Annotated in this window: 19 protein-coding genes and 4 pseudogenes; 13 read left to right on the forward strand and 10 right to left on the reverse strand. The window is 68.7% G+C overall.

The genetic code is table 11. The features are described from left to right. Window positions 1-12 precede the first annotated feature (12 nt). Both dnaE and OG883_RS40170 read right to left on the reverse strand, forming a co-directional pair. Window positions 13-3,603 (reverse strand): DNA polymerase III subunit alpha, encoded by a 3,591-nt coding sequence (gene dnaE, locus OG883_RS40165; RefSeq protein WP_266552055.1) that lies wholly within the window; start codon window positions 3,601-3,603, stop codon window positions 13-15. 193 nt (window positions 3,604-3,796) lie between these two features. Then, window positions 3,797-4,327 (reverse strand): hypothetical protein, encoded by a 531-nt coding sequence (locus tag OG883_RS40170; protein WP_266552058.1) that lies wholly within the window; start codon window positions 4,325-4,327, stop codon window positions 3,797-3,799. Between the two features lie 522 nt (window positions 4,328-4,849). Here OG883_RS40170 and OG883_RS40175 point away from each other — a divergent pair. From OG883_RS40175 to OG883_RS46945, 6 genes and pseudogenes are all read left to right on the forward strand, one after another. Then, window positions 4,850-5,683: an ATP-binding protein gene (locus OG883_RS40175; protein ID WP_266552060.1), complete on the forward strand. Its 834-nt coding sequence runs from the start codon at window positions 4,850-4,852 to the stop codon at window positions 5,681-5,683. Next, on the forward strand, window positions 5,680-6,222 hold the full coding sequence (locus OG883_RS40180) for a hypothetical protein (RefSeq protein ID WP_266552062.1): 543 nt from the start codon (window positions 5,680-5,682) through the stop codon (window positions 6,220-6,222). The genes OG883_RS40175 and OG883_RS40180 overlap by 4 nt, the downstream gene beginning before the upstream one ends. Further along, entirely contained in the window at window positions 6,165-7,493 is a 1,329-nt protein-coding gene (locus OG883_RS40185; RefSeq protein WP_266552064.1) for a lipopolysaccharide assembly protein LapB, read from the forward strand. Before OG883_RS40180 ends, OG883_RS40185 begins: the two co-directional genes overlap by 58 nt. After that, the gene (locus OG883_RS40190) at window positions 7,486-7,620 is read left to right on the forward strand and encodes a LuxR C-terminal-related transcriptional regulator (protein WP_266553259.1); all 135 of its coding nucleotides are present in this window, start codon (window positions 7,486-7,488) and stop codon (window positions 7,618-7,620) included. The genes OG883_RS40185 and OG883_RS40190 overlap by 8 nt, the downstream gene beginning before the upstream one ends. 26 nt (window positions 7,621-7,646) lie before the next feature. Then, a complete protein-coding gene (locus tag OG883_RS40195) occupies window positions 7,647-8,210 on the forward strand; it encodes a DUF4265 domain-containing protein (RefSeq protein WP_266552067.1) in 564 nt (187 codons plus the stop codon). Window positions 8,211-8,274: 64 nt separating this feature from the next. Continuing rightward, window positions 8,275-8,442, forward strand: a pseudogene (locus tag OG883_RS46945) (transposase); the annotation flags it as partial. Between the two features lie 1,211 nt (window positions 8,443-9,653). On the opposite strand, the gene OG883_RS40200 reads toward OG883_RS46945, so the two are convergent. After that, complete coding sequence (locus tag OG883_RS40200) at window positions 9,654-10,772, reverse strand: acyl-CoA desaturase (protein ID WP_266552070.1); 1,119 nt, start codon at window positions 10,770-10,772, stop codon at window positions 9,654-9,656. Between the two features lie 7 nt (window positions 10,773-10,779). After that, window positions 10,780-11,841, reverse strand: a complete 1,062-nt coding sequence (locus tag OG883_RS40205) for a ferredoxin reductase (protein WP_266552073.1) — start codon at window positions 11,839-11,841, stop codon at window positions 10,780-10,782. An 86-nt stretch (window positions 11,842-11,927) separates the two neighbouring features. On the opposite strand from OG883_RS40205, the gene OG883_RS40210 reads away from it, so the two are divergent. Further along, entirely contained in the window at window positions 11,928-13,067 is a 1,140-nt protein-coding gene (locus OG883_RS40210; protein ID WP_266552076.1) for a CdaR family transcriptional regulator, read from the forward strand. Window positions 13,068-13,628: 561 nt separating this feature from the next. Then, window positions 13,629-13,967, forward strand: coding sequence for a co-chaperone YbbN (locus tag OG883_RS40215; protein ID WP_266552079.1), 339 nt, complete (start codon window positions 13,629-13,631; stop codon window positions 13,965-13,967). Between the two features lie 472 nt (window positions 13,968-14,439). On the opposite strand, the pseudogene OG883_RS40220 reads toward OG883_RS40215, so the two are convergent. From OG883_RS40220 to OG883_RS40240, 5 genes and pseudogenes are all read right to left on the reverse strand, one after another. Beyond that, window positions 14,440-14,770: pseudogene (locus OG883_RS40220) on the reverse strand (integrase core domain-containing protein); the annotation flags it as partial. 306 nt (window positions 14,771-15,076) lie between these two features. Beyond that, entirely contained in the window at window positions 15,077-15,301 is a 225-nt protein-coding gene (locus OG883_RS40225; RefSeq protein WP_266552082.1) for a DUF5133 domain-containing protein, read from the reverse strand. A 401-nt stretch (window positions 15,302-15,702) separates the two neighbouring features. Next, window positions 15,703-15,948, reverse strand: coding sequence for a type II toxin-antitoxin system RelE/ParE family toxin (locus OG883_RS40230; RefSeq protein ID WP_266552085.1), 246 nt, complete (start codon window positions 15,946-15,948; stop codon window positions 15,703-15,705). Beyond that, on the reverse strand, window positions 15,945-16,205 hold the full coding sequence (locus OG883_RS40235; protein ID WP_266552088.1) for a type II toxin-antitoxin system Phd/YefM family antitoxin: 261 nt from the start codon (window positions 16,203-16,205) through the stop codon (window positions 15,945-15,947). Before OG883_RS40235 ends, OG883_RS40230 begins: the two co-directional genes overlap by 4 nt. Window positions 16,206-17,091: 886 nt before the next feature. Next, window positions 17,092-17,328 carry a hypothetical protein gene (locus OG883_RS40240; protein ID WP_266552090.1) on the reverse strand — a complete coding sequence of 79 codons (237 nt, stop codon included), beginning with the start codon at window positions 17,326-17,328 and terminating at the stop codon, window positions 17,092-17,094. 171 nt (window positions 17,329-17,499) lie between these two features. On the opposite strand from OG883_RS40240, the gene OG883_RS40245 reads away from it, so the two are divergent. Then, window positions 17,500-18,570 carry a lytic transglycosylase domain-containing protein gene (locus OG883_RS40245; protein ID WP_266552093.1) on the forward strand — a complete coding sequence of 357 codons (1,071 nt, stop codon included), beginning with the start codon at window positions 17,500-17,502 and terminating at the stop codon, window positions 18,568-18,570. A gap of 278 nt (window positions 18,571-18,848) precedes the next feature. Here the strand turns inward: OG883_RS40245 and OG883_RS40250 are convergent, their stop codons facing one another. Continuing rightward, entirely contained in the window at window positions 18,849-19,046 is a 198-nt protein-coding gene (locus OG883_RS40250) for a hypothetical protein (RefSeq protein ID WP_266552096.1), read from the reverse strand. Here OG883_RS40250 and OG883_RS46950 point away from each other — a divergent pair. The 4 genes and pseudogenes from OG883_RS46950 (at window position 19,009) to OG883_RS40270 (ending at window position 21,984) form a co-directional block, all read left to right on the forward strand. Next, on the forward strand, window positions 19,009-19,524 hold the full coding sequence (locus OG883_RS46950) for a hypothetical protein (protein WP_323181079.1): 516 nt from the start codon (window positions 19,009-19,011) through the stop codon (window positions 19,522-19,524). The genes OG883_RS40250 and OG883_RS46950 overlap by 38 nt on opposite strands. Before the next feature lie 546 nt (window positions 19,525-20,070). Continuing rightward, window positions 20,071-20,698, forward strand: a pseudogene (locus tag OG883_RS40260) (transposase); the annotation flags it as partial. Between the two features lie 390 nt (window positions 20,699-21,088). Further along, a pseudogene (locus tag OG883_RS40265) lies at window positions 21,089-21,334 on the forward strand (IS3 family transposase); the annotation flags it as partial. Further along, window positions 21,334-21,984 carry an IS3 family transposase gene (locus OG883_RS40270; RefSeq protein ID WP_266553261.1) on the forward strand — a complete coding sequence of 217 codons (651 nt, stop codon included), beginning with the start codon at window positions 21,334-21,336 and terminating at the stop codon, window positions 21,982-21,984. The pseudogene OG883_RS40265 and the gene OG883_RS40270, both read left to right, overlap by 1 nt. Window positions 21,985-22,124 lie beyond the last annotated feature (140 nt).

Below are 22,124 nucleotides of genomic sequence, written 5' to 3' on the forward strand. Positions count from 1 at the left end.
CTTCCAGCTCGCTCACGCCACGCCCATCCAGGCGTCCGGGCCGAAGGTTCCCTTGATGTCGGAGGCGACCGAGGTGGGGTCCACCAGAAAGCCCAGCTCGTACACGGTGGTCTTGACGGGTGACTGGACACGCATCCGCACCGGGCTCTCGCCTTTGTGTGCTGTGAGAATGCGCTTCAGCTCGCCAACGGTGCGCTGGTTGATTTTGTGGGCGGGGAAGAAGAGCTGCACGGGGGGCCTGCCTCCGTGCTCGGCAGATGACACGTCCAGCGTCTGAATCTCCTGCCCGAAGATACTGAGGGCCCCGTCACGGTCGTTGAGGCGTCCTTGGACGGAGACGACGGAGTCGGCGATCAGGGCGTGCTGGACGAGGGTGTAGGTGGCCGGGAAGAACAGGATCTCCATCTCGCCGTCACGGTCTGCGAGGTTGATGATTGCCCAGGGGTTGCCCTGCTTGGTCATCCGGCGGTCCACGCTGGTGATGAGGCCGGACAGCTGCACGACGCCTTCCATGCGGCCTGAGCCGAGAAGTTCGCTGATCGTGGTGTCCCGGTTGCGGGACAGGATGTGCTCGGTGCCGTCCAGCGGGTGCGCGGAGACGTACAGGCCGAGCATCTCGCGCTCAGCGGCCAGCAGTTGCTTGCGCGGCCATTCGCTCTCGTCGATGGGGAAGTCCAGGCCGAAGACCGGCTCGTTGCTGTCGCCGACGAGATCGCCGAACAGGTCGTCCTGCCCGATCGCGGCCTGCTTCTTCACCGGGATGATCGCGTCGATGGCGTCCTCATGCGCGGCCGACAGCCCCTTGCGGGTGTGCTGGAGCGAGTCGAAGGCGCCGGCCTTGATCAGCGATTCGACGGCCCGCTTGTTGAGGGCCCCGATGTCGGCCTTGTCGAGGAAGTCGGGGAAGGAGGTGTACTTGCCCTTGGACTTGCGGGCGGCTACCAGGGACTCGATGACGCCTTCGCCGACGTTGCGCACCGAGCGGAGCCCGAACCGTACGTCGTCGCCGATGGCGGTGAAGTTGGCGACGGACTCGTTGATGTCGGGCTGGAGGACCGAGACGCCCAGCTTCCGGGCGTCGGCCAGGTAGATCGCGGCCTTGTCCTTGTCGTCCCCCACGGAGGTGAGGAGCGCCGCCATGTACTCGGCCGGGTAGTTCGCCTTCAAGTAGGCGGTCCAGTACGAGACGAGCCCGTATCCGGCGGTGTGGGACTTGTTGAACGCGTAGCCCGAGAACGGGAGCATGACGTCCCACAGAGCCTGGGTGGCCTCCTTGGAATAGCCGTTCTGGTTCATCATGCCGTCGGAGAACTTGTCCCACTCCGCGGCCAGTACCTCGGGCTTCTTCTTACCCATCGCACGCCGCAGCAGGTCGGCGCCGCCCAGCGTGTACCCGGCGAGCTGCCGGGCGATGGCCATGATCTGCTCCTGGTAGATGAGCAGGTGGAAGGTGTTGCCCAGGATCGGCTCCAGGGCCCCTTCCAGCTCCGGGTGGATCGGTTGGATCTCCTGCTTGCCGGTCTTACGAAACGCGTAGTTCGTGTGCGCGTTCGCCGCCATGGGGCCAGGCCGGTAGAGGGCGAGGGCTGCTGCGATGTCTTCGAACCGGCTGGGTTCCATCTGCTTGAGCAGGGTGCGCATGCCGCCGCCGTCGAGCTGGAACACGCCGAAGGTGTCACCGCGCGCCAGCAGCTGGAAGGTGGTGGCGTCGTCCAGGGGGATCGGTTTGGCGCCGTCCTGCGGGACTGTGTCGGTGGTGATGTTGATGCCGCGGTTTTCCCGGACGTTCTGGATCGCGTGGTCGATCACGCCGAGGTTCCGAAGCCCCAGGAAGTCCATCTTGACCAGCCCCATGTCCTCACAACTGGGGTAGTCAAAGCCGGTGATCTTGACGCCGTCCTTGGCGCGCATGTGGAGCGGAATTCGGTCGGTGAGCCGTGTCTTGGACAGGATGACCGCAGCTGCGTGGACACCGGTGTTGCGGATCAGGCCCTCGACGCCCTTGGCGCCGTCGATGACCTTTTTGACGTCCAGCTCGTTCTCGTACATCTGCCGGATCTCGCCGGCTTCCCCGTAGCGGGGGTGGCTCTCGTCGAAGATTCCGCTGATCGGGATGGACTTGCCCATCACATCCGGCGGCAGGGCCTTCGTGATCCGCTCGCCGTGAGAGAACGGGTAGCCCATGAGCCGCGATGTGTCCTTGATCGCGTTCTTGGCCTTGAGCTTGCCGAAGGTGTTCACCATGGCGGTGAACTCGTCGCCGTATTTGTCGACGACGTAGCGCACCATCCGGTCACGGTGACGGTCGTCGAAGTCGAGGTCGACATCCGGGGGGTTGATGCGCTCGGGGTTCAGGAACCGCTCGAAGAGGAGTCCGTGCTCCAGCGGGCACAGCTCGGTGATACGGGTGGCGTACGCGACGATCGAGCCGGTTGCCGATCCACGGCCGGGGCCGACAGGGATCTTCTGGTCGCGGGCGTACTGGCAGATGTCGGCGACGACGAGGAAGTAGCTGGAGAAGTTCATCGGGCCGATGACCGACATCTCGGTCTCGAACCGCTCCAGGACCTCGGTAGGGATCGGATCGCCATAGCGCATGGCGAGGCCCTTGAGGCACTCCTTGCGCAGCCATGACTCCTGCGTCTCGCCCTCGGGGACGCCGGGGAAGTTCGGCATCTCGTCGACGTTCTCGAAGACCGACTCGTACGACTCGATGCGCTCCGCGATCAGCAGAGTGTTGTCGCACGCCTCGGGGATTTCGGAGAAGAGCTCCCGCATCTGGGCGGCGGTCTTGAGGTAGTAACCGGTGCCGTTGAACTTGAACCGGCCCGGGTCGTCCTTGTTCTTGCCCACACCGATGCACAGCAGGTTGTCGTGCGCGTCGGCGTGCTCTTCGAGAACGTAGTGCGCGTCATTGGTGGCCAGGAGCGGGATGTCGAGATCCTTCGCCAGACGCAGCAGACCCCCGCGGACATTGCGCTCCAGGTCGAGGCCGTGGTCCATCAGCTCCAGGAAGTAGTTCTCCTTCCCGAGGATGTCCTGGTACTGGCCTGCGATCTCCCGCGCCTCGTCGTACTGGTTCAGACGAAGCCGAGTCTGGATCGCGCCTGAGGGGCAGCCGGTCGTCCCGATGATCCCCTCGGCGTGCTCGGAGATCAGCTCCATGTCCATACGGGGCTTGCCGGCCGGGAACTGTCCTGTGTACGACGCTTCCGTCGACAGATAGAACAGGTTCTGCAGTCCCTTGACGTTCTGCGCCCACATCGTCATATGGGTGAAGCGACCGCCACCGGAGACGTCCTTCGAGCCCTCGCCGTCGTCCGACATCGCCCTGACGCCGCCGGGGCCCCAGAACTCCTGCTTGCGGTTGCGCCGCGAGGACGGGGCGACGTACGCCTCGATCCCGATGATCGGCTTCACGCCCTCGAAGCTCTTGGCCACCTGCTGAAACTCGTAAGCTCCGAACATGTTTCCGTGGTCGCTCATGGCGATCGCGGGCATGCCCTGGCGCTCGACTTCCGTGAACATCGGCTTCAGCCGCTGTGCACCGTCGAGCATCGAGTATTCGGTGTGATTGTGCAGGTGAACAAAGCTGTCGGACACCGGGCAGGCACCTCCGGGGCGGGTCGCGGGAAGGCTCCACCCTATCCCTCACGGGCTGGCGAAACGCCGGAGGCAGGGAGGGGCAACCATGATCCAGAACCGGCCGAAACGGTGACCTCGATCTATCACTCAAAGTTGTCAGTGGACAGCCTCAGGTGACCACTGGGTAGCGCAAACGGGAGGATCGAACGTCTCACCGACTCGACTGTGAACCACTGTTCGTACGCTGGAGCTCTGCGTCCCGGTGCCGGGCCACCCGCTTCAGGATCGTTGAGTGGGAAACACCGAACTCCGCGGCCAACGCACGGGCGGACTCTCCTGCCCCGTTCCGCGCGGCAATCTCCGCGTCCGGGAGGTCTCGCCCACGGTGGCCAACGAAACGCTTCACGCGGGCCTCGTTCAGACGCTTGGCAATTGTGTGCCGGCTCACACCCAGCTCCGCAGCCATGGCCTGGATCTCCACCCGCCCCTCAACGTAGCGGCGCGCGATCTCCCCGTTTGAAAGGGCCAGAGCTTTTCGCGTCCCTCGGCGGGGTATCTCGTGGCGCTCAAGGAGCCTGAAGACATATCGCTCATTCAGGCCATATCCCTCAGCTATCTCCCGGGCGGTTTCACCATCCACCACATAGCGGTCGATGATCTCCTGAACCGGAATCTGCTCCTCAATCCGGCGCCGCTTCCCTGCAGTCGAGGAGACTGCAGGCCGCCTTCCTCGCTGCTGCATACGGCGAGGATAAGTGGCTCAATCATCGCCGCGGGAGCCACTGGCGGTGGGGCAGTTGATGTTCACGGAACCCGACTTGGCTTCGCGGGCCTCCCCGAGAGAGCCCTCGCCGAACACATTCCTTTGCGCAGCCAGGCCATCACGTCGCACGTGGACGTTCTTTACCTCTGGCGCGCGCCGGCTGAAGCAGTGAGCGACGCGCCGACCTGGGCAGCTCTACCTGGGCGCAAGGTCCATGGCACGGGCGCGGTGTTGGTCAGCCATTCATTGGCGATCAGCCGCTGAGTAATGAAGTTCCGCAGCTCACGCTGCCGGACTCCCCAGCCCAGTCCCTCGCACAACTGCTTGATGGAAGGGCCGTGGTGGTGTTCCGCGCGGAAGGCCGCAGCGAACTGTGCTGCACGAGGGCCTCGGTCAGGACCTGACCGTGAACCGTCTTGAACGCGCCGTGCCCGGCGGACCATCGTGGAACCGGTCCGCCGGCCGGCGCGGGCGAGCGGGGCGTGGTGGGGGAGGGGCCTCATGGCGGAGCGGGCTTCGCGTGAACGGTTTCTCGGGCGGCGGGAACAGCTGGCGCTGATGCGGGACCGGCTACGGCGGGCCGGGGACGGGGAGCCGCAGTTGGTGCTGGTCGAAGGGCCGGCCGGGATCGGGAAGACATCGCTGGTCAGGCGGTTCGTACGGGAGGCCGGGGCGGCCTGCGGGGTGCTGTGGGCGAGCGGGGCGGAAGGCGAGACGGACCTTCCGTTCGGGGTCCTCGCACAGTTGGCGGCCGGGCTCGGGGACGGGGTGCGGGAGGCGAGCGTGGTGCGCGGGCGGGCGCCGTTGCCCGATCCGGTGGGGGCCGGGGCTGCTTTGCTCGACGGCCTCGGGCGGCTCCAGGAGCGGGACCGCAGCCGGAGTGTCGTGCTGGTCGTGGACGACATGGAGTGGGCGGACACGCCGTCCCTGCACGCGCTGGCCTTCGCGCTGCGGCGGTTGCGGGTGGACCAGGTGCTGACCGTGCTCACTGCGCGGACGGCGGGCCCGGTGCGGGTTCCGGCCGGGCTGCGCAAGGTGGTGGAGGAGGAGAGCGCGCTGCGGCTGGTCCTGGAAGGCTTGAGCGTCGAGGAGATCGTCGAGCTCGGCGAAGGCACCAGGGTGTCGCGGCGGACCGCGGCGCGGCTGCGGGCGCACACGCGCGGTAATCCGCTGCACACCCGCGCCCTGTTCGAACAGTTCCCGCCGGAGGTGCTCGCCGGGGGCGGCGAGCTGCTCGCCGTCCCGCGGAGCTACGCCCAGCTGGTCAACGACCGGCTCGCCGCCTGCGGTCCGGCCGCTCGGGATCTGGTGGCCGGGCCGCGGTGCTCGGCATGAGCAGCCCGCTTCACCTCGCCGGACGGATCGGCGGCGTCCCGGCCGTACTGGAGGCGCTGGAAGAAGCGGCCGGGGCCGGGCTCCTCAGTGAGCGGGAGGGGCACGACGGGCTGCCCGAGGCCGTGTTCGTGCATCCGCTGCAGCGGGCCGCGGTGCGGCAGGGGCTCTCCGCTAGGCGCCGGCTCGCCCTGCACGCGGCGGCGGCGCTGCTGGTCACGGACCCGGGGGAGGCGCTGCACCACCGGGTGCGGGCCGCTGTCGCGCCGGACGACGAACTGGCCGCCGAGCTGAGCGCGGCAGCCGTACGGTACGCGGCGGACGGGGCCTGGTCGGCGGCTGCCGCGCAGCTCCTCGCCGCCGCGCGGATCGGGGCCGACCTTGAGCGCCGGGACGAGCTTCTTCTCCAGGCGGTGGAGTACCTGCTGCTCGCCGGCGACATCGGCCAGGCAGAGGAACTGTCGGGCACCGTCCGCGGCATTGCGTGCTCGGATACCTCGCACTCGAATCCGGGCGTCAGAACGAGGCCCGCCATGAATTGACGGCGGCCTGGCACGGGCTCGGCACCGGCATGGGTGCCGGACCGGGTACGGCATCCGGGTCCGGCAGCGGCACCGGACCGGAGACCGCGCGCGGGATCGCCGAACGGATGGCATGGCTGTGCCTGATCGAGAGTGACGCGGACGAAGCGGTCGCCTGGGCCCGGCGTGGCATCGAGGCCGGGCCCGGCGGGCGGGTCTCCCTGCTCCGGGACGAACTCACGCTCGGCCTGGCGCTGAGCGGCCGGCCGGAGGAGGCCGCTGAGGTCGTCTCCGGCCTGCCCGAGCACGGCCCGTACCGGGGGCCCGATGAGCTGGACGGGCTCTTCGCCCGGGGCGCGCTGCGGATGTGGAACGGGGCGTACGACGCCGCGCGCCGCGATCTCCAGGACGTCGTCGTCGCACACCGCGCACACGGGCTCCGCGGCCTGGTGGCTCCGGCCCTCGGCTACCTCGCCGACACCGCCTACCGCGCGGGACGGTGGAACGACGCGGTCGCCCACAGCGCCCGCGCGGTCTCCCTCGCCGAGGACACCGACCACCGCTCCATGCTGGCTATGGCTCACGCGGTCGCAGCCGCACCGCTGTCTGGCCGAGGCGACTTCGACGCCGCGCAGACACACGTCACCAAGGCCCTGCACCATGCCGAACTCCTCGCCGACACCAGCGACCTGGGCTACGCCCGGACCGCCCTCGCCCAGCTCAGGGCGGCCCAGGGCGACCACCTGGCGGTGGTCGAGGCACTGCGCCCACTGGCCGGATCACTCACCGGACACCGGGCGGCCGTCGACGAACCGGGCGTCTTCCCCTGGCGGCAGCTGCTCATCGAGGCCCTGCTGCGGACCGGCCGGACGGACGAGGCCGAGGCGGTCCTCACCCCGTACGAGAAGCTGGCGGCGGCACGGGGACGCTGGCCGGACCTGGCCGCCGCCGCCCGCTGCCGGGGCCTGCTTGCCGCGGCCCAGGGCGACCCCGACCACGCCGACCACGCCTTCCGCACCGGCCTCGACCACTGCGCACCGCACCCCCACTGCTGGGAAGCGGCCCTGCTGCACTTCGCCCACGGCTCCTTCCTCCGGCGCACCTCCCGCCGCGGCGCGGCAGCCGCCCGGCTCGACACGGCCTGGGGGCTCTTCGTCCATGCCGGGGCCGAGCCGTACCAGGAAATGTGCCGCCTGCGGGCGCACCTTCGCGCGCACCGACCAGCCCCTACACTCGCTGCTCACCCCGCAGGAAGTCACTGTCGCGCAACTCGCCGCCCAGGGCCTGAGTAACCGGCAGATCGCCCGCGAACTGACCCTGAGCGTCAAGACGATCGAGTACCACCTGGGACATGTCTACGCGAAGCTCGGCTTGACGTCGCGGCTGGGTCTGGTCGCTGTGATCGAACGGGGTGCCTGATCGGGTGATCTTGACCGGAGGCGCGCATGGAGACAGGGGGCCTCCGGCGCAGCACGAGGGTTGCTGAAGCCAACTCGACTGCCAGGAATGCCCTGTTGATGCAGTTCTATGCGGTGTCGTCGCCGGTGTCCAACTCCCGCGTGTCGTCGTGCGATTGCCTCGCGCACCGGTTCGGGAACGCGGCCGACCGCCCGGCCGTGGACCTTGGGGATGGCACCGTGCGGTTGGACAACACACCGTGGTTCGTACGCGGAGTCGCCAGCGACGACATCATTCGGGTGGAGGTCGACGGTGAAGGCATCCGCTGGGCCGGGGAGACGGTTCGGGCTTCGGAGAACTGCACGATCCGGTTGATCGTGTTGAAGGACGGCGGCTCAGCCGCTGCTCGTCAGAGTGTCCTGGAGATCTTCCACAGCCTCGGTACGACCGGCGAGGGTATCGAGAAGTACCGGATGGTGGCTCTGGATGTCCCGCCGACGGCAAACTTGCCAAAAATCCGACAGCTCTTGGAACACGGTGACGCCAAGGGATGGTGGCACTGGGAGGAAGGATGTGTCACTGCTGCTTGGAAGTCCACTGCCTCGGGATGAAGGTCCCGTAGCGGTTGCACAGACCCATGAGGCGCCGCCGCGTTCTCACTTGCGTTTGGGAACACCAGCTGGTGCACCAAAACCCACCCGCCCCGGCCCCGGCCGCCCGCTCGGCTCGAAGAACCGACGGCCCGCCACTCGCTACGACGTCGGACGCGTCCTTGCCACCGGCGAGGCATACACCCGCCCAGCACACCACAAGGTCGGCACCAAACCCCGGAGAATCAGCTGAATAGCCAGGTCAGGTCCTCTACGGCCGAGCGGCAACAGCATCGACGCCAGACTCCCGCAACTTGCGGGCCAGGAACTCCATCTCAGGCATCGTGCCTGAGTGGGCTCCCGCCAAGACCTCCCCCAGCAGGGTCTTGACTTCCGACAGACCTATGCCAAGTTCTGCCCGCAGAACCCGCATGATCGCGGCCTTCCTCGCTGACGGATCCACCTGGAGGTGGGCTGGTCCCCGCTCGGAGAGCAGCCGACCTCGTAGTTCGGAAGGCAGATCACCGCCGCAGTCAGCTATCCCAAACCCGCAGGCTGAACACCTAGACTCCGTGTCCCAGCGCAAGGAACCGTGGACCAAGGCTTGGACGCCCCAGCACTCCAACTCTGCACCGCAGTCCTGACACCCAGCTGAGTACCTGATGGACTCGAAGACCGTCTGATCCATACCCACCCCTTCAAGGAGTTGAGGTTAGACGACAGGCTGAGCGCATGCGATACGAGGAGAAGACGAAGCTCACCGCCGCGAGAGTCCTGGTCCGGTGGCCGTCCTTGTCGCCTCACCAGTGCTGCTGATAGCCGGAGGGCCGGTCCGCCGCCGATACCTCCGCTACGTCTACCGGGATGAGGCCCCAGCGATCCTGGACAAGGAGCAGGGCCGAATCAGTGTCCACTGGTTCGTGGTCATGAGCCCACTTCTTGCATGGCTCTGCTGGCCCACAGAGGCACTCGCCCAGCTCATCTCGCGCCGAGGTTAAACGGGCAAGCTCAGGAGTCGAGCCGTTCGTCGCTGTCGCCTCACTTCGCCTTGACCACCGTCCCCGCCTCACAGCGGACAACGGACAAACCCGAACCCTGTCCATAACTTCGGCTCACCCGCCCACCCGGCAGCAGCGCAGGGTCGGACACAGGGGCGGCGAGCATCGGTTCCGGCAGTGTCCACGTCACAGCTCATGCCTTCCACCCAGCCCGCCCGTCGGCAAACCGAGTGCGCGTAGGCACCCGACTACCGGCCCGACCACGGCAGGTCAGCGCACTACAACACCTCGCCGGGGGCTGTGTGCTGAGCTCCTGGCGCACGTCCAGGCAGCGCAGCCGGACACCGGGCTGCCCGGATCCCGTGTCGTACGGTCTGATGTCGCGGCCGCCCACCGTCCGCAACGGATCTCACCGAACCCGGCGGTGCCGCCGGTACGGCCGAAAGATCTGAACCAATACCGGGAATCAGGCCGCGACGAGCTCCTGCTCGCGGTCCGGCGTCTTGACCTTGGGCTTCTTGTTCGGCAGCGAGAGCCGGAAGACCTTGCGCCACGCGGAGACCACCTGCTTGGGCAGCGGCCCGGTGACGTACTCCAGCTCGTAATTTTCGAACAGCGCGCGCACCTTCACCGCGACCTCGGCGTACCGGTTGCTCGGCAGGTCCGGGAACAGGTGGTGCTCGATCTGGTGCGACAGGTTGCCGGTCATGAAGTGCATGGCCCTGCTGCCGCTGATGTTCGCCGAGCCCATCATCTGGCGCAGGTACCACTGGCCGCGCGTCTCGCCCTTGATCGACCGGCGCTCGAAGACCTGCACGCCCTCGGGGAAGTGCCCGCACATGATCACCGAGTGGGACCAGATGTTGCGGACCAGGTTCGCGGTGAACGTGGCGGCGAGCGTGGTGAGGAACGACGGGCCCGACAGCAGCGGGTGGATCACGTAGTCCTTGAGCACCTGCTTGCGGATCTTGCGGCCGACGGCCTTGGCCCGCGCGCGGAACTCCGGGTTCTTGCGGCGGCGCTTGTGCAGGTTCTTGCCGAGCTCCAGGTCGTACGCTGCGATGCCGTACTCGAAGAAGCAGGCGTTGATGAAGTTCCACAGCGGCTGGCCGAGGTGGAACGGGTGCCACTTCTGGTCCTCGTCGACGCGCATGATGCCGTAGCCGAGGTCGTTGTCCTTGCCCATCACGTTGGTGTACGTGTGGTGCAGCTCGTTGTGCGAGTGCTTCCACTGCTCGGACGGCGAGACGTGATCCCACTCCCAGGTGGTGGAGTGAATCTTCGGGTCTCGCATCCAGTCCCACTGGCCGTGCAGGACGTTGTGGCCGATCTCCATGTTGTCCATGATCTTCGCCACGGACAGACCGGCGGTGCCGAGCAGCCACGCGGGCGGGAAGATCGAGAACAGCAGCACGCCCCTGCTGACCAGCTCGAGCTTGCGCTGCGCCGAGATGACCTTACGGATGTAGGCGGCGTCTTTCTCGCCGCGGCTGGCGATCACCTCGTCGCGGATCGCGTCCAGCTCGCGGCCAAGCTCCTCGATCTGCTCCGCGGTCAGGTGGGCGGTGGGGTCGATGGCGGTCAAGGTGCTCCTACCGTTCGATGTCGCAGGGGCCCGCCGCGGCGGACACGCAGGTCTGGATGAGGACGCCCGGCTCGGCCTCGGTGATCTCGCCGGTGCGCAGGTCGCGGACGGCGCCCGCCTTGAGCGGCGTGATGCAGCCGAAGCAGATGCCCATGCGGCACCCGGAGGGCATGAGCACGCCGGCCTCCTCGCCGATGTCCAGCAACGGCGTGGCGCCGTCCGCGTCGACGGTCTTGCCGGTGGCGCTGAACGTGACCTCGCCGCCGTCACCGTCGCCGGCGACGACGATGCTGGGGCGGAAGCGTTCGGTGTGCAGGCGCCCTTGTACGCCGTGCTCGGTCCAGTGCTCTTCGGCGGCGTCGAGCAGGCCCGCGGGCCCGCAAGCCCAGGTCTCGCGCTCGGCCCAGTCGGGCACGAGTTCGTCGAGACGGGCGATGTCGAGCATGCCGTCTGTGTCGGTGTGCACCTCGGTGAGCCGCAGCTTCTTGTCCGCGACCAGGTCGTGCAGTTCGTTGCGGAAGATCACGTCTTGCGGCTGTGGCGCGCAGTGGACCATGACGACGTCGTCGAACTCGATGTCGCGCAGCATGCCCATCACGGGCGTGATGCCGCTGCCGGCCGTCAGGTAGAGCACCTTGGCGGGCTTGGCCTGCGGCAGCACGAAGTCACCGGTCGGCTGGTCGAGCTGGATCAGCGTGCCTGGTTTCGCCCTGCAGACCAGGTGGTTGCTGACCTTGCCGTCCGGGATCGCCTTCACGGTGATCGTGACGCGGCCGTCCTGGCGGTTTGTCGGCGAGGTGATGGAGTAGGCACGCCACAGGCGCACCCCGTCGATGTCGACCCCGATCCGCACGTACTGACCGGCTGTGTGGCCGCGCCAGCCCCGTCCCGGCCTGATCACGATAGTCGCGGCGTCACCCGTCTCGGGGTGCACGGCCTCGATGCGCCCACGCAGGTCAGCGCCCGCACGCAGCGGGCTGACCAGGTCGAGGTAGTCCGACGGCAGCAGCGGCGTCGTGACCATCTCCAGCAGTTTCCACGCCCTGCTGCGGAGGGCTGCACTCGTCATGACTCCAGCTTGCTGCGCCTCAGGGCGTAAAGTCCTGACCGCAGGACGTAAATCTGGTCGGCTGAATTGTTCGCAGGGAACAAAACGTGAGCCATGCAATCCGGAGGGCCAGCGAACTGGCCCTCAATGAGACGACGGTCACCGCACTTCGGGCCGCGCTGAAGACCACCGCCGACGAGGTCGTCCAGGCGATCATCGACGAGGTCCCTCCCTACGCCAACGCCCTTTCGGGCCGCATGGGCGGCACCATCCGCCGAGCCGTCCGTACTGCCCTGGGGCACTACCTGGACCTCGCGAGCGGGAACGCCACAGGCGGCGACGCCGGTGACGCAGCCTACGAGCTGGGCCGCGGCGAGGTGCGCGACGGCCGTTCGATGGACGCCCTACTCAGCGCCTACCGCGTCGGCGCCCGCGTGGCCTGGCGATGCCTGGCAGCGGGTGCCGTACCCGCAGGTCTGCCCGCCGCCGAGGTCGCCAAGTTCGCCGAGCTGACCTTCGCCTACATCGACGAGCTCTCCGCCGCGAGCGCCGCGGGCCACGCCGACGAACTGGCCGCCCGGGGCAGGGCCCACGAGCGCCACCTGGAACACCTGGCCCGCGACCTCCTCGCCGGCGCGAGCCCGGACGTGCTGCTGGCTTCTGTTCAACGGGCCGGGTGGCAGCCTCCGGTTTCGCTGACCGCGGTCCTGCTGCCCGCAGCCCAGGCCCGGCCGGCCTACCGCGCGCTCGACTCGAGCACCCTCGTCCTCGACGATCTGCCGGACGCCACCGGTGTGCTGCTCGTCCCCGATGCCGACCGATCACATCTCTTGCGGCAGCTAACCGACCGCACCGCCGTGGTCGGCCCGGCCCGGCCATGGACTCGTGCGTCCGCCTCGTACGCACGAGCCATGCGCGCGCGCTCCCTCTCCTCTGATATTCGCGACACCGAGGACCACCTGCCCGAGCTGGTGCTGAGCGCCGACGTGGACGCGTTCGCAGACCTGCGTGCCCGAGCCCTCGCACCGTTGCGGACCTTGCCTGTCGCGACCGCACGGCGGCTGGAGGATACGTTGCGGGCGTGGCTGCTGCACCAGGGCAGGCGGGACGAGGTGGCGGCGGCGTTGTTCGTCCATCCCCAGACAGTCCGGTACCGGATGTCGCAGCTGCGGGAGCTGTTTCCGGATCTCGCATCGCCACACCGGGTCCTTGAACTGACGCTGGCGGTCGGTCCTCGGGTCAGCTGACGCGTACTTCACCGTCCACGACCGCGTCCGCGAGCGGTCCAGGAATCGTGCCTCGTTCTCGGTGCCATCAGCTGGCTCATGCGGCCCGGGGAAGAGCGGTATTAGCCAGCTGAGACCGGGGGTTGATGTGAAGACCAGACAAGGCCTCGGGAAGCCCGTCGGGGGCGCTGTCTCTGAGAAGCGCGGTGGCGGATACGGCTCGACTGGATCCGGTGGACGATGCGCACCGGCCCGCTCGTCGACGCGCTCATCGAGCATCTGGTCGGTGATCTGGGTCGCTATGCCCTGGAAAGCGGCTTTCATGTCGTCGCGGAGGGCGCTGTCCTGGCACGAGCTGACCCACGGGCGCGCGGCGGGCTGCAGCTGGGTGACCGGCGGGGCGGCCAGGCCGGGTCACCAGGGGCGGGGGGCCGGGCCGCTCGCGCCGGGGATCACCGTGGTTCTGCGACGGCTCCGTGCCTCCCTTCCGACAGATCAACCGGACGACCGACCGGGCCGGCCTGGCACACCGCGCGAGGGATGATGGGGATGGAATGACGGAACGTGAGGTCAGGAGCTTCCATGGAGAAGCGGGTTCACCGACCCCGTGAGGACGCGGAGTTCGATTTCATCCTCGGGATGAGCGGAGTTCCGGTCCTCGCATACTTCACCGGGACATGGCCCAAGGCAATCGAGCCCTGCCGAGTGATGGACCTCGTCGTGGGTGGCATCGCCGACGACTACACGGGCCGCCTGACGGCCGTCCGCGCCGACATCACGCGTTGTCCGGCCGCAACCGAGCGATACGGGATCACCGGAGCCCCGTCCTACGTCCTGCTGAAGGAGGGAGAGGCGGTGGCGCACGGCACGGGGCCTATGACCATCGCCGAGGTACGGAAGTTCCTGGACGGCCACCTCTGAGCGGCCGCTGCGGCACGTGGCCGCGACGCCCGTCACGTCTCGTCTATGGGAGCTGCGCCGCCTGAGACACCTTGGGGCTGAGACACCCCCACAGGTCACATAACGCAGTCGATCGCGGTCGCGTCCGGCAGCCGCCGGCTGCGGCCACGATCTCGGGGAAGGCCGGCCCCATGTCGGTGCCCCGGCGTGAGCGCAGCACCACGGTGCCAGCCTCGACGGACAACGCCCCCTGGCCGTCCAACACTGCCCCATGCAGGCGCCTTGGCCGGGGCAGAGAGGCCGAGCTCGCGATGGACAACGGACAACACAAAACCCTGTTGATAACTTGGGCTCCGCCGCCCAGCCCGGCCGTAGCTCAGGCACGGGCACGGGAGTGCTCAGCATGGGTTCCGGCGGTGTCCACGTCACACCCGATCCCTTCCACCGTGCGCTTCGGTGCTGTCCTTGAACCGTTCCGGGTTTGATCGAGACTCTATGGCGTGACTGTGACCTGGTGTTTTGTGGCTGTCAGGTAGTGGTGGGCTTCGTATTCGGTGGGTGGGACGTGGCCGATCTCACCGTGAAGTCGGCGGTGGTTGTACCAGTCGATCCATTCGGCGGTGGCCAACTCGACCTCGACAGCGTCTTCCAGGGCCGCTGAGGCTTGATCAACTCGGTCTTGAAAGACCGATCGTGGACTCCATCAGGGCATTGTCGTAGGCGTCGCCGACCGATCCGATGGACGCCGCTTTGCCCTCGCCTTGGAGATGGGTGGCCAGCTTGAACGAGGTGTACTGACTGCCCGGGTCGCTGTGATGGATCAGCTGCCCGGGTTGGTGTGGACTGCCTTCCCGATCGCGCTGCCATAGGCCCATCTCCAGTGCGGCCAGGATCCGCCTGACCGAACTCGCCCCCGACATCCGGTCCGCAAGCGGCCCGGATGCTGCCGCCTGCCCTCCCGAACCTCGATTTTCCGATCAGCATCCCCAGCCAGCACGGCCGGGCTCGGCCTGGACCCCCACGCAGAGGCCTCCGCCCTAGCGGAGGCCCTGAGCGTGGTGGGCATTCGACGACTCGCGCATCCTCCGGTGCCCTCGATCCACGGCAGTCCGCCCACCGCCGTAGCGGCACTACAGGGACAGCCGGCGGAGTCGCGGGCGTGCCGTATACCGTTCGGCGGCCAGCACGGCGGCCGACGCCGTTCGCTCCCCCATGAGCACACACAGCGTGTAGGTGGTGCTTTCGAGGTTGTTCCACGCCTCGGGGTCTCCGGGGTACGCCAATACCAAGCGTTCCTGAGCCCGATAGCGGGCCAGCAGGCGTATGACCTCGTTCCTGTCCGGCAGCAGCAGCACGCCTCCTAGCAGGTCGCTCCTGCCATGGTCAGCGCCGGCAACGAGACTCGCCAGTCACGCGAACGGCCCACAGCGAAACCACCCACCCCGCCGCTCCGCTCACACCGGGTAGCACCCCGACTGGCCGGGAGTGGACCGAGGCCAGCGGATCCAGCACACCGGTCTGCGCCGCCGTCGACTCCGGATGCGACGACGACGCTCAGGCGTACGACCTGATCGACTGCGTCTACCCGCACATCCCGGTCGACGGGGACAGCCCGGCCGCGGCGGCCACCGCCACCGCCACCGCGAAGGAGACCGACTACTTCTTCAGCCCCGCCCTCCCGTCCTATTGTGACCCGGGGAACGAAACGCGAAGTGGGGTGGCCTCACGGATGAGGCCACCCCACTTCGGGCATCGTTCAGCGCAGGCGGCCGAGGTGGATGACGCTGACGCGGACCTGCTGGTCGCCGATCTCGTACATCACGCGGTAGATCCCGACGTGGATGCGCAGCACGTCGGTACTGCCGAACGCGCCCTCGGGCCGCGGTTCGTCAGCGAGGCGGTCGACGGCGGCGAACACCTGCCGCACCCCGGCGGGATCGTTTTTAGCGAACCGCTCCGCCTGGGCGAGGGCCTCGGGCTCCCAGATGACCTCGTAGCTCACGCCTCAGCTCCGCCGAACACGCGGCGGTACGCCTCGTCGTGCGGAACGCCGGCGCTCTCGCCCCGGGCCTGGCGCGCGCGGTAGGCGGCCAGCGCCCGCATCTCCTGCAGCTCCAGGGCGTCGGCGGGGCTGACCAGTATCGCGATGGTCTGTCCGTGATCAGTGATGGCGACGGGCTCACGGGTGGCGCTGACCTCGCGCGCGATAGCACCCAGCCGGGCGCGGGCTTCCACGATCGAGTAAGTCGTATCCGTCATGCACACCAGCTTACGGAAGTGGGCACTTCTTGGCACGCCCTTTGGTGCGCTGGCTGTGTCGGTTTCTGCGGGAGTCGTTTCGGCGTGACTTCGGGAGTGGTTTTGCGGCGGGTGTCGTGATCAATGCCAGTGCCTTGTCACTCGGGTGTTGCGGGACCGCCCGCTTAGTCATGATGAGAGACGGAACATTGCGTCATGGGCGCCTTCGGCGATGACCTTCGGTCACCCTTGACCGGTCATTCCGGCTCTTGGCTGTGCTGGCTATCGGTCGACCCCGCCCCCGTGTGGCGCCCGGTCAGCTGGCCTGCGCTTGTTCGGCCTGGGCCCTGGGGCATAGTGGGCGAAGACCCTGGGATCGTCGCCCTGGTAGCCCCGAAAGGGGCAGGCCACACCCCCAGGGTTCAGACTTCAACGAAGGCCGCCCGGCACCTGCTGGCCGGCCTTCGTGGTTTCTGTTCCGTCTACCGCCTGGTGCGCAGAAAGTTGCGCCGGGCGGTGACGAGCTCGCGCCACCGCGCCGGGTGGCCTGGTCACCGTCCAGCCATTGCGGCGCCGCGTGCCCGGCGGGAAGCGGGAGGCCAGCCATGAAGGATGGGATGTCGATGTAGTACGCGTAGTCCCCGCCCTGGGTCAGCTCGCGCACCTGGGAGATCGTGGCGGTCAGCCCGTCACGGTCTTCCAGGACGGCCTGGTGGAAGGCGAGGGCCAGCTCGAGGGTGGGTGTCACGGGGTGAGACCCGCGACGTCGAGTGCGAGAACTGCGGCAACGTGATCCACCTCCGGCGTGCCCGCCGCGCCCGGATCGCGGCCCCTGCGGGAACACCTGCTCGCCGCGCAGGTGACACTGGTGGTGACGCGGTGACCAGAGGGTGGTCTGACGGCTCGGTCACTTCTCGCCCTCCCCGATCACGTTGACCTGCAGCGAGACCCGGGTGGCGCCCGCTTCCAGGGCGCGGCGCGGCAGCGCGTCCACGGCCGTGAGCACCTGGTCCGCACCGCCTTCCGCCGTGTTGCCGAACGGGCCCACGTCCACGGCGTCCAGCTCGGCCGCCTGGATGACCTCACTGGCGACCACCGCATGGGCGGGCGCGTCGAGATCGAAGGGCTCGGTCGTGAACTCCACTCGCAATCGCTCCACGTAGCCGGGCGGTCCGGGCCGCCGACTGCCCCCTGGCCCGGAAAATCGCCTGAATCCACGCGACGGACCCGCTCCCTCGCCGCGTAGAGCAGGTGACGGAAGCCGTGCCGGCCCTCATCTCCGGTACGGCGACGCACCAGGGGAGGGGACTTCGGCATGTCAGGACACAAGCGCCGAGCAGTCAGGGGAACGGCGGCCGCGGCGGCGGCCATGGCGGCGCTGACCGCATCGCAGGCGCCGGGGGCACTCGCCTCCGCTCCGGCGCAGCCGGCCCCGGCCGCTTTGGGGCCCAGCATCTCCGGCGACGCTCCGTACCGCACCCAGCTCCCGCCGCTGCGGACACGCGACGGCGGCCGGGGCGCGGACCGCTCCGCGGACGGCTCGGCCTCGGCGGCCGGCGGCGCGCTGCCCGCCACCGTCCTGGCCGCCTACCGCGGGGCCGAGTCGGAACTCGCGCGCAGCGTGCCGGGCTGCAATCTGCGCTGGCAGCTGCTGGCCGCGATCGGCCAGGTCGAGTCGGGGCAGGCGCACGGCGGCCGGGTGAACGCGGACGGCACGACCCTGACACCGATCGTGGGGCCGCGGCTGGACAGCAACGGGTTCGCCCTCATCAGGGACACCGACGGCGGGGCTTACGACGGGGACGCGGTGTACGACCGGGCGGTCGGCCCGATGCAGTTCATCCCCTCCACGTGGGCCAGGTGGGGCGCCGACGGCAACGGTGACGGAATCGCCGATCCGCACAGCATCCATGACGCGGCGCTGGCCGCGGGTCGCTATCTGTGCGCGAACGGACGGGATCTCGCCGCCCCCTACGACCTGGACCGCGCGATCCTCGGCTACAACCACTCCCAGGCCTATCTGCGTACGGTCAAGGCCTGGTTCCTGTACTTCCTCGAGGGTCACCGCGTGGTGCCCGACCAGCACGGCGGAACCCCCGGCTCGGATCCCAAGCCCACCCCGCGGGAGCGGCCGCGGCCCTCCGACTCGGCCGCTTCCACGCGGGCGGGCGGCGCATCCGCCGCACCGTCCTCGCCCGCCCCCTCGCCCTCGAAGACGACCGAGCCGGGCGGCGGCTCGGAGCCCGACGAGCCTCACCTCCCCCTCCCCGACACCGATGTCGAACTGCCTGGTGACAGCGTTTTGCCCGGCTCCGGGCCGCTTCCCGGCAACCACAAGGACTCGATGAGCGCCTCCCCCTCCACAATTCCGGATACCGGGCGGTAATGTCGCCACCCGCCGGGCACGCACGGACCGGCGGGTGAGCGCAAAGGGCCCTCATGGCGATGGACATGCATTCTGCGTATTCGGGCGGGCCGGACCCAGCGGCCTACGAGCGGTGGCAGCGCGCGCGGAGCCACCGCGAGCAGTTGCTCAAGGTGGCCCGCCGCCGCTCCATAAGCATGGAAGACGCGGAGGACGCCGTAGGCCGAGAACCCGCACCTGGACGACGAGCGGCTGGGCGCCTGGCTGACGACGGTGACCATGCGGCTGTGCGTCGACCGCTACCGGCAGGTCACCCGCGAGGCCGAGGTGCGCAGCAGCCCGACGCTGGCCGCTCCGTGCCCGGTGCCCGTCGAGGAGGCGGTGTGCGACCGGGCCGAGGCGAAGTGGCTGGCCCGGCGGAGCGGGGAACTGCCCGCCCGCCAGGCGGAGGCGCTCTGGCTGAAGTCGGAGGACCTGGACGTCGGACAGGTCGCCATGAAGATGGGGCTCAGCTACCGCACGGTCGAGTCGCTGCTGGCCAGGACGTCGGGCGCTGCGCAACTCGCTGGCCATCTCGCAGGCAGCGGACTCGCGGGCACCGGACAGCGGGCGGTCGATGTCTCCGGCCGCGGAGTCCCTCCCGGCCGCAACGCCGGCCGCCCCCGGGACCGGGTCGTCCGGCGACGGGGCGCTCGTCATACCGTCGCTGCAGGATCTGCAGCTGCCGCCGCTTCCGCTGACCACGCCGGGCGTCCCCGAGGAGCCGCGCGTGCCGGAGGTGCCCGTGCCGACCGTCTCCGTGCCGTCCGTGCCGTCCGTGCCGGAGGTGCCGGAGGTGCCGGTTCCGTCGGCGTCCGTCCCGGTGGACGTGCCGGAGACGCAGGACGTTACCGTCGAGGTGCCGGGCGATGTCCTGCGCACCGGAATACACACCGGCGTGAACCCCTGACTGCACGCCTGATTGCGTGCCGGTAAAAATCTTCGGTTTCGCCGCGACGGACGGTCACGGTCTCGACCGTACGCCCCGCCGGTCAGGCACCCCTCGGGCTCCCCCCGGTCTTCGAGGCCTCGCCGCGTCGTTCCTTCGCCTCGGCGACCGAGGCCTGCAGCGCGGTCATGACCCGCAGACTGCACACCAGTTCCCACGGCCCACGCATTCGAACCGGAACGAACCTCCTTCCGCGCGTTCCAATTGCCGGGCCGGCCGCCGGGCAAGGCGTCTTCGTCTCTTGAAAACGTCGTCCGTAGGACGACAGGAGGAGTCGTCATGAGGACGACACAGACGCCACGGGTTCAGCGTCCCGAAGCCGAGATCGACCGCGAGCGCGCCTGGGCGCATCTGCTGGAAGTCCCGGGCGGCATCCGCCGGATGCCCAGGCAGGGAGCGCACGACGGCACAAGGCGCTTAGACCGACCGGCAAATGGTGAGGTCGCCCGCCGGTTGAGGGTCCCGGACGTGAGACAGGCACGGGTCCGTGTGATCATGGAGTTCTCTACGCTCAGTGATCACACGGAGGACCCGTGCCTGCGGTGCCATTTTGCCTGCTCGAACCCTTGTGGGACCAATTCGTCGCTCTCCTGCCCGTGCGGGAAAGGTACTCGGCGAGTCATCCGCTGGGGTGTCACCGCCGCCGGGTCTCGGATCGCGTCGTGTTCTAGCACGTCGTGCTCGCCCTGGTCCACGGCTCGGGATACGAGCGGATCGCGAGCCCCGGATGCTCGGACCGCACCATCCGACGCTGCGTCAAACAATGGGCTGAGCTGGGAATAGCGCACACGGTCCACGCCCTGGCCCTCGAAGCGTACGACCGCATGATCGGGCTCGGGCTGGCCGAGATCTCGGTCGACGGATGCATCACCAAGGCCCCGTCGGGCGGCGAGAAGGCGGGACGCTCACCGGTGGACCGGGGGCAAGCAGGGGCTGAAACGCTCGGTCGCCTCCGACGCCTGCGGCGTTCCCCTCGGCATCGTCTCCGACGGCGCCAACCGGCACGACTCGCCCCTGCTCGGCCCGACCTTGGAGGCCGCCTGCGCCCAGGTCGGTGCGATGCCCGAAGGCGTCAACGTCAACCTGGACCGCGGCTACGACAGCGCCAAGTCCCGTGCAATGCTTACCGGTTTGGGCTTCACTGCCGAGATCGCCCGCAAGTACTTGGGCGGCGCGTCGAGCCCCACCCGCCGTCCTCCCATACAGCCACGCCCGGCAGGGTCAGCGACAGATTCCTAGCGTCGCCCCCTTTCATCGAGTCCGAGAAGGCGCATACCACCCTCTCTTGACGCGTACGGGTCTGGCGTAGTGCGCCGCCGCGCCCTACGCCAGACCCAGCGTCATCCGGCCGGAGACCGTTCTGCTCGGCCGCTACACCACCGACGGGCGCTTCCTGCTGGTTGCCCGCCCGACGCCCTCGGCGTCTCCGTGCAACAACTGCGCCCCGGCGCGCCAATGCCCAGCGCAGCCGAAGCGCCGGCGCTGGCCGGGTCGAGCGCGTTGAGCGCGGCCTTGAGCGTCCCGGTGTCCCGCTGCCATCGCTTCGGCGCGATGAGCCTCAACCGCGGTGCGTCTTCCGGAGCGAGGACGGCCGATGCCGTCGGCGAGGATCTGCGCGAGCTGGACCTGTCGGTCTCGGCATTCAACGCCCGCCGCAGGCGCCCCAAGTCCGCCCGGCGACTGCGCGATGAACAGCTCATCGGGCACATACGCCGCATCCACGCGAGCTCCGGCGAGACCTACGGAGCTCGGCGGATCCACCGCCAGCTGCGGCGCGAGGGCATCACCGCTGCCCGCTGCACCATCGAGCGGCTCATGCGCGCAGACAGCCTCGAAGGCGTGATCCGCGGCCAGCGGCGCCGCACCACCATCCCCGAGCCGTCCGCCCCCAGGCCGCCGGACCTGGTCAACCGGCACTTCACCGCGAGCCGCCCCAACCAGCTGTGGTCGCCGACCTCACCTATATCCGCACCTGGTCGGGCTGGGTCTACGTCGCCTTCGTCCTGGACGTGTACTCGCGGATGATCGTCGGATGGCAGCTCGCCACCCACATGCGCACCGATCTCCCCCTGGACGCCCTGGAGATGGCGCTCTGGCGGCGTGGAATCAAGAAGGGCTCGGGTCTGATTCATCACAGCGACCGCGGCTCACAATACGTGTCTATCCGCTACGGCGAGCGGTTGCTGGAGGCCGGCGCGACCGCGTCCGTCGGCTCCGTCGCGGACAGCTACGACAATGCCATGGCCGAGGCCCTCAACGGCTCGTTCAAGGCTGAGCTGATCGAGCACCAAGGCCCCTGGCGGGACGCTGAGCAGGTAGAACGTGCCGTCGTCCAGTGGGTCGGCTGGTACAACACCGAGCGCCTGCACTCCGCCCTCGACTACCTCCCGCCCGAGGAATTCGAGGCCCAGCACTACCGATCCCAGGCGACCACGAACGCCGCCTGAAACCACACAAACCGGCCGCTACGAAACTCGAGACAGCTCACTCGTCCGCCCGGATCTGGTGGCGGAGGTCAGCGCCGACCGGGCCGTGGACCGGGGCGGCGTCTTCCGGCACCCGATGCGGTTCAAGCGGCTGCGCCTGG

The sequence above is a fragment of the Streptomyces sp. NBC_01142 genome (assembly GCF_026341125.1).
In the GTDB taxonomy this organism is placed as follows: domain Bacteria; phylum Actinomycetota; class Actinomycetes; order Streptomycetales; family Streptomycetaceae; genus Streptomyces.

Bases quoted from the DNA above. Each gene is read 5' to 3' on its own strand.
- OG883_RS40170 (WP_266552058.1), bottom strand. From the start codon at position 4,327: ATGCAGCAGCGAGGAAGGCGGCCTGCAGTCTCCTCGACTGCAGGGAAG.
- OG883_RS40175 (WP_266552060.1), top strand. From the start codon at position 4,850: ATGGCGGAGCGGGCTTCGCGTGAACGGTTTCTCGGGCGGCGGGAACAG.
- OG883_RS40215 (WP_266552079.1), top strand. From the start codon at position 13,629: ATGGAGAAGCGGGTTCACCGACCCCGTGAGGACGCGGAGTTCGATTTC.
- OG883_RS40195 (WP_266552067.1), top strand. From the start codon at position 7,647: ATGGAGACAGGGGGCCTCCGGCGCAGCACGAGGGTTGCTGAAGCCAAC.
- OG883_RS40235 (WP_266552088.1), bottom strand. From the start codon at position 16,205: ATGACGGATACGACTTACTCGATCGTGGAAGCCCGCGCCCGGCTGGGT.
- OG883_RS40180 (WP_266552062.1), top strand. From the start codon at position 5,680: ATGAGCAGCCCGCTTCACCTCGCCGGACGGATCGGCGGCGTCCCGGCC.
- OG883_RS40250 (WP_266552096.1), bottom strand. From the start codon at position 19,046: ATGGCGACCTGTCCGACGTCCAGGTCCTCCGACTTCAGCCAGAGCGCC.
- OG883_RS40245 (WP_266552093.1), top strand. From the start codon at position 17,500: ATGTCAGGACACAAGCGCCGAGCAGTCAGGGGAACGGCGGCCGCGGCG.
- OG883_RS40205 (WP_266552073.1), bottom strand. From the start codon at position 11,841: ATGACGAGTGCAGCCCTCCGCAGCAGGGCGTGGAAACTGCTGGAGATG.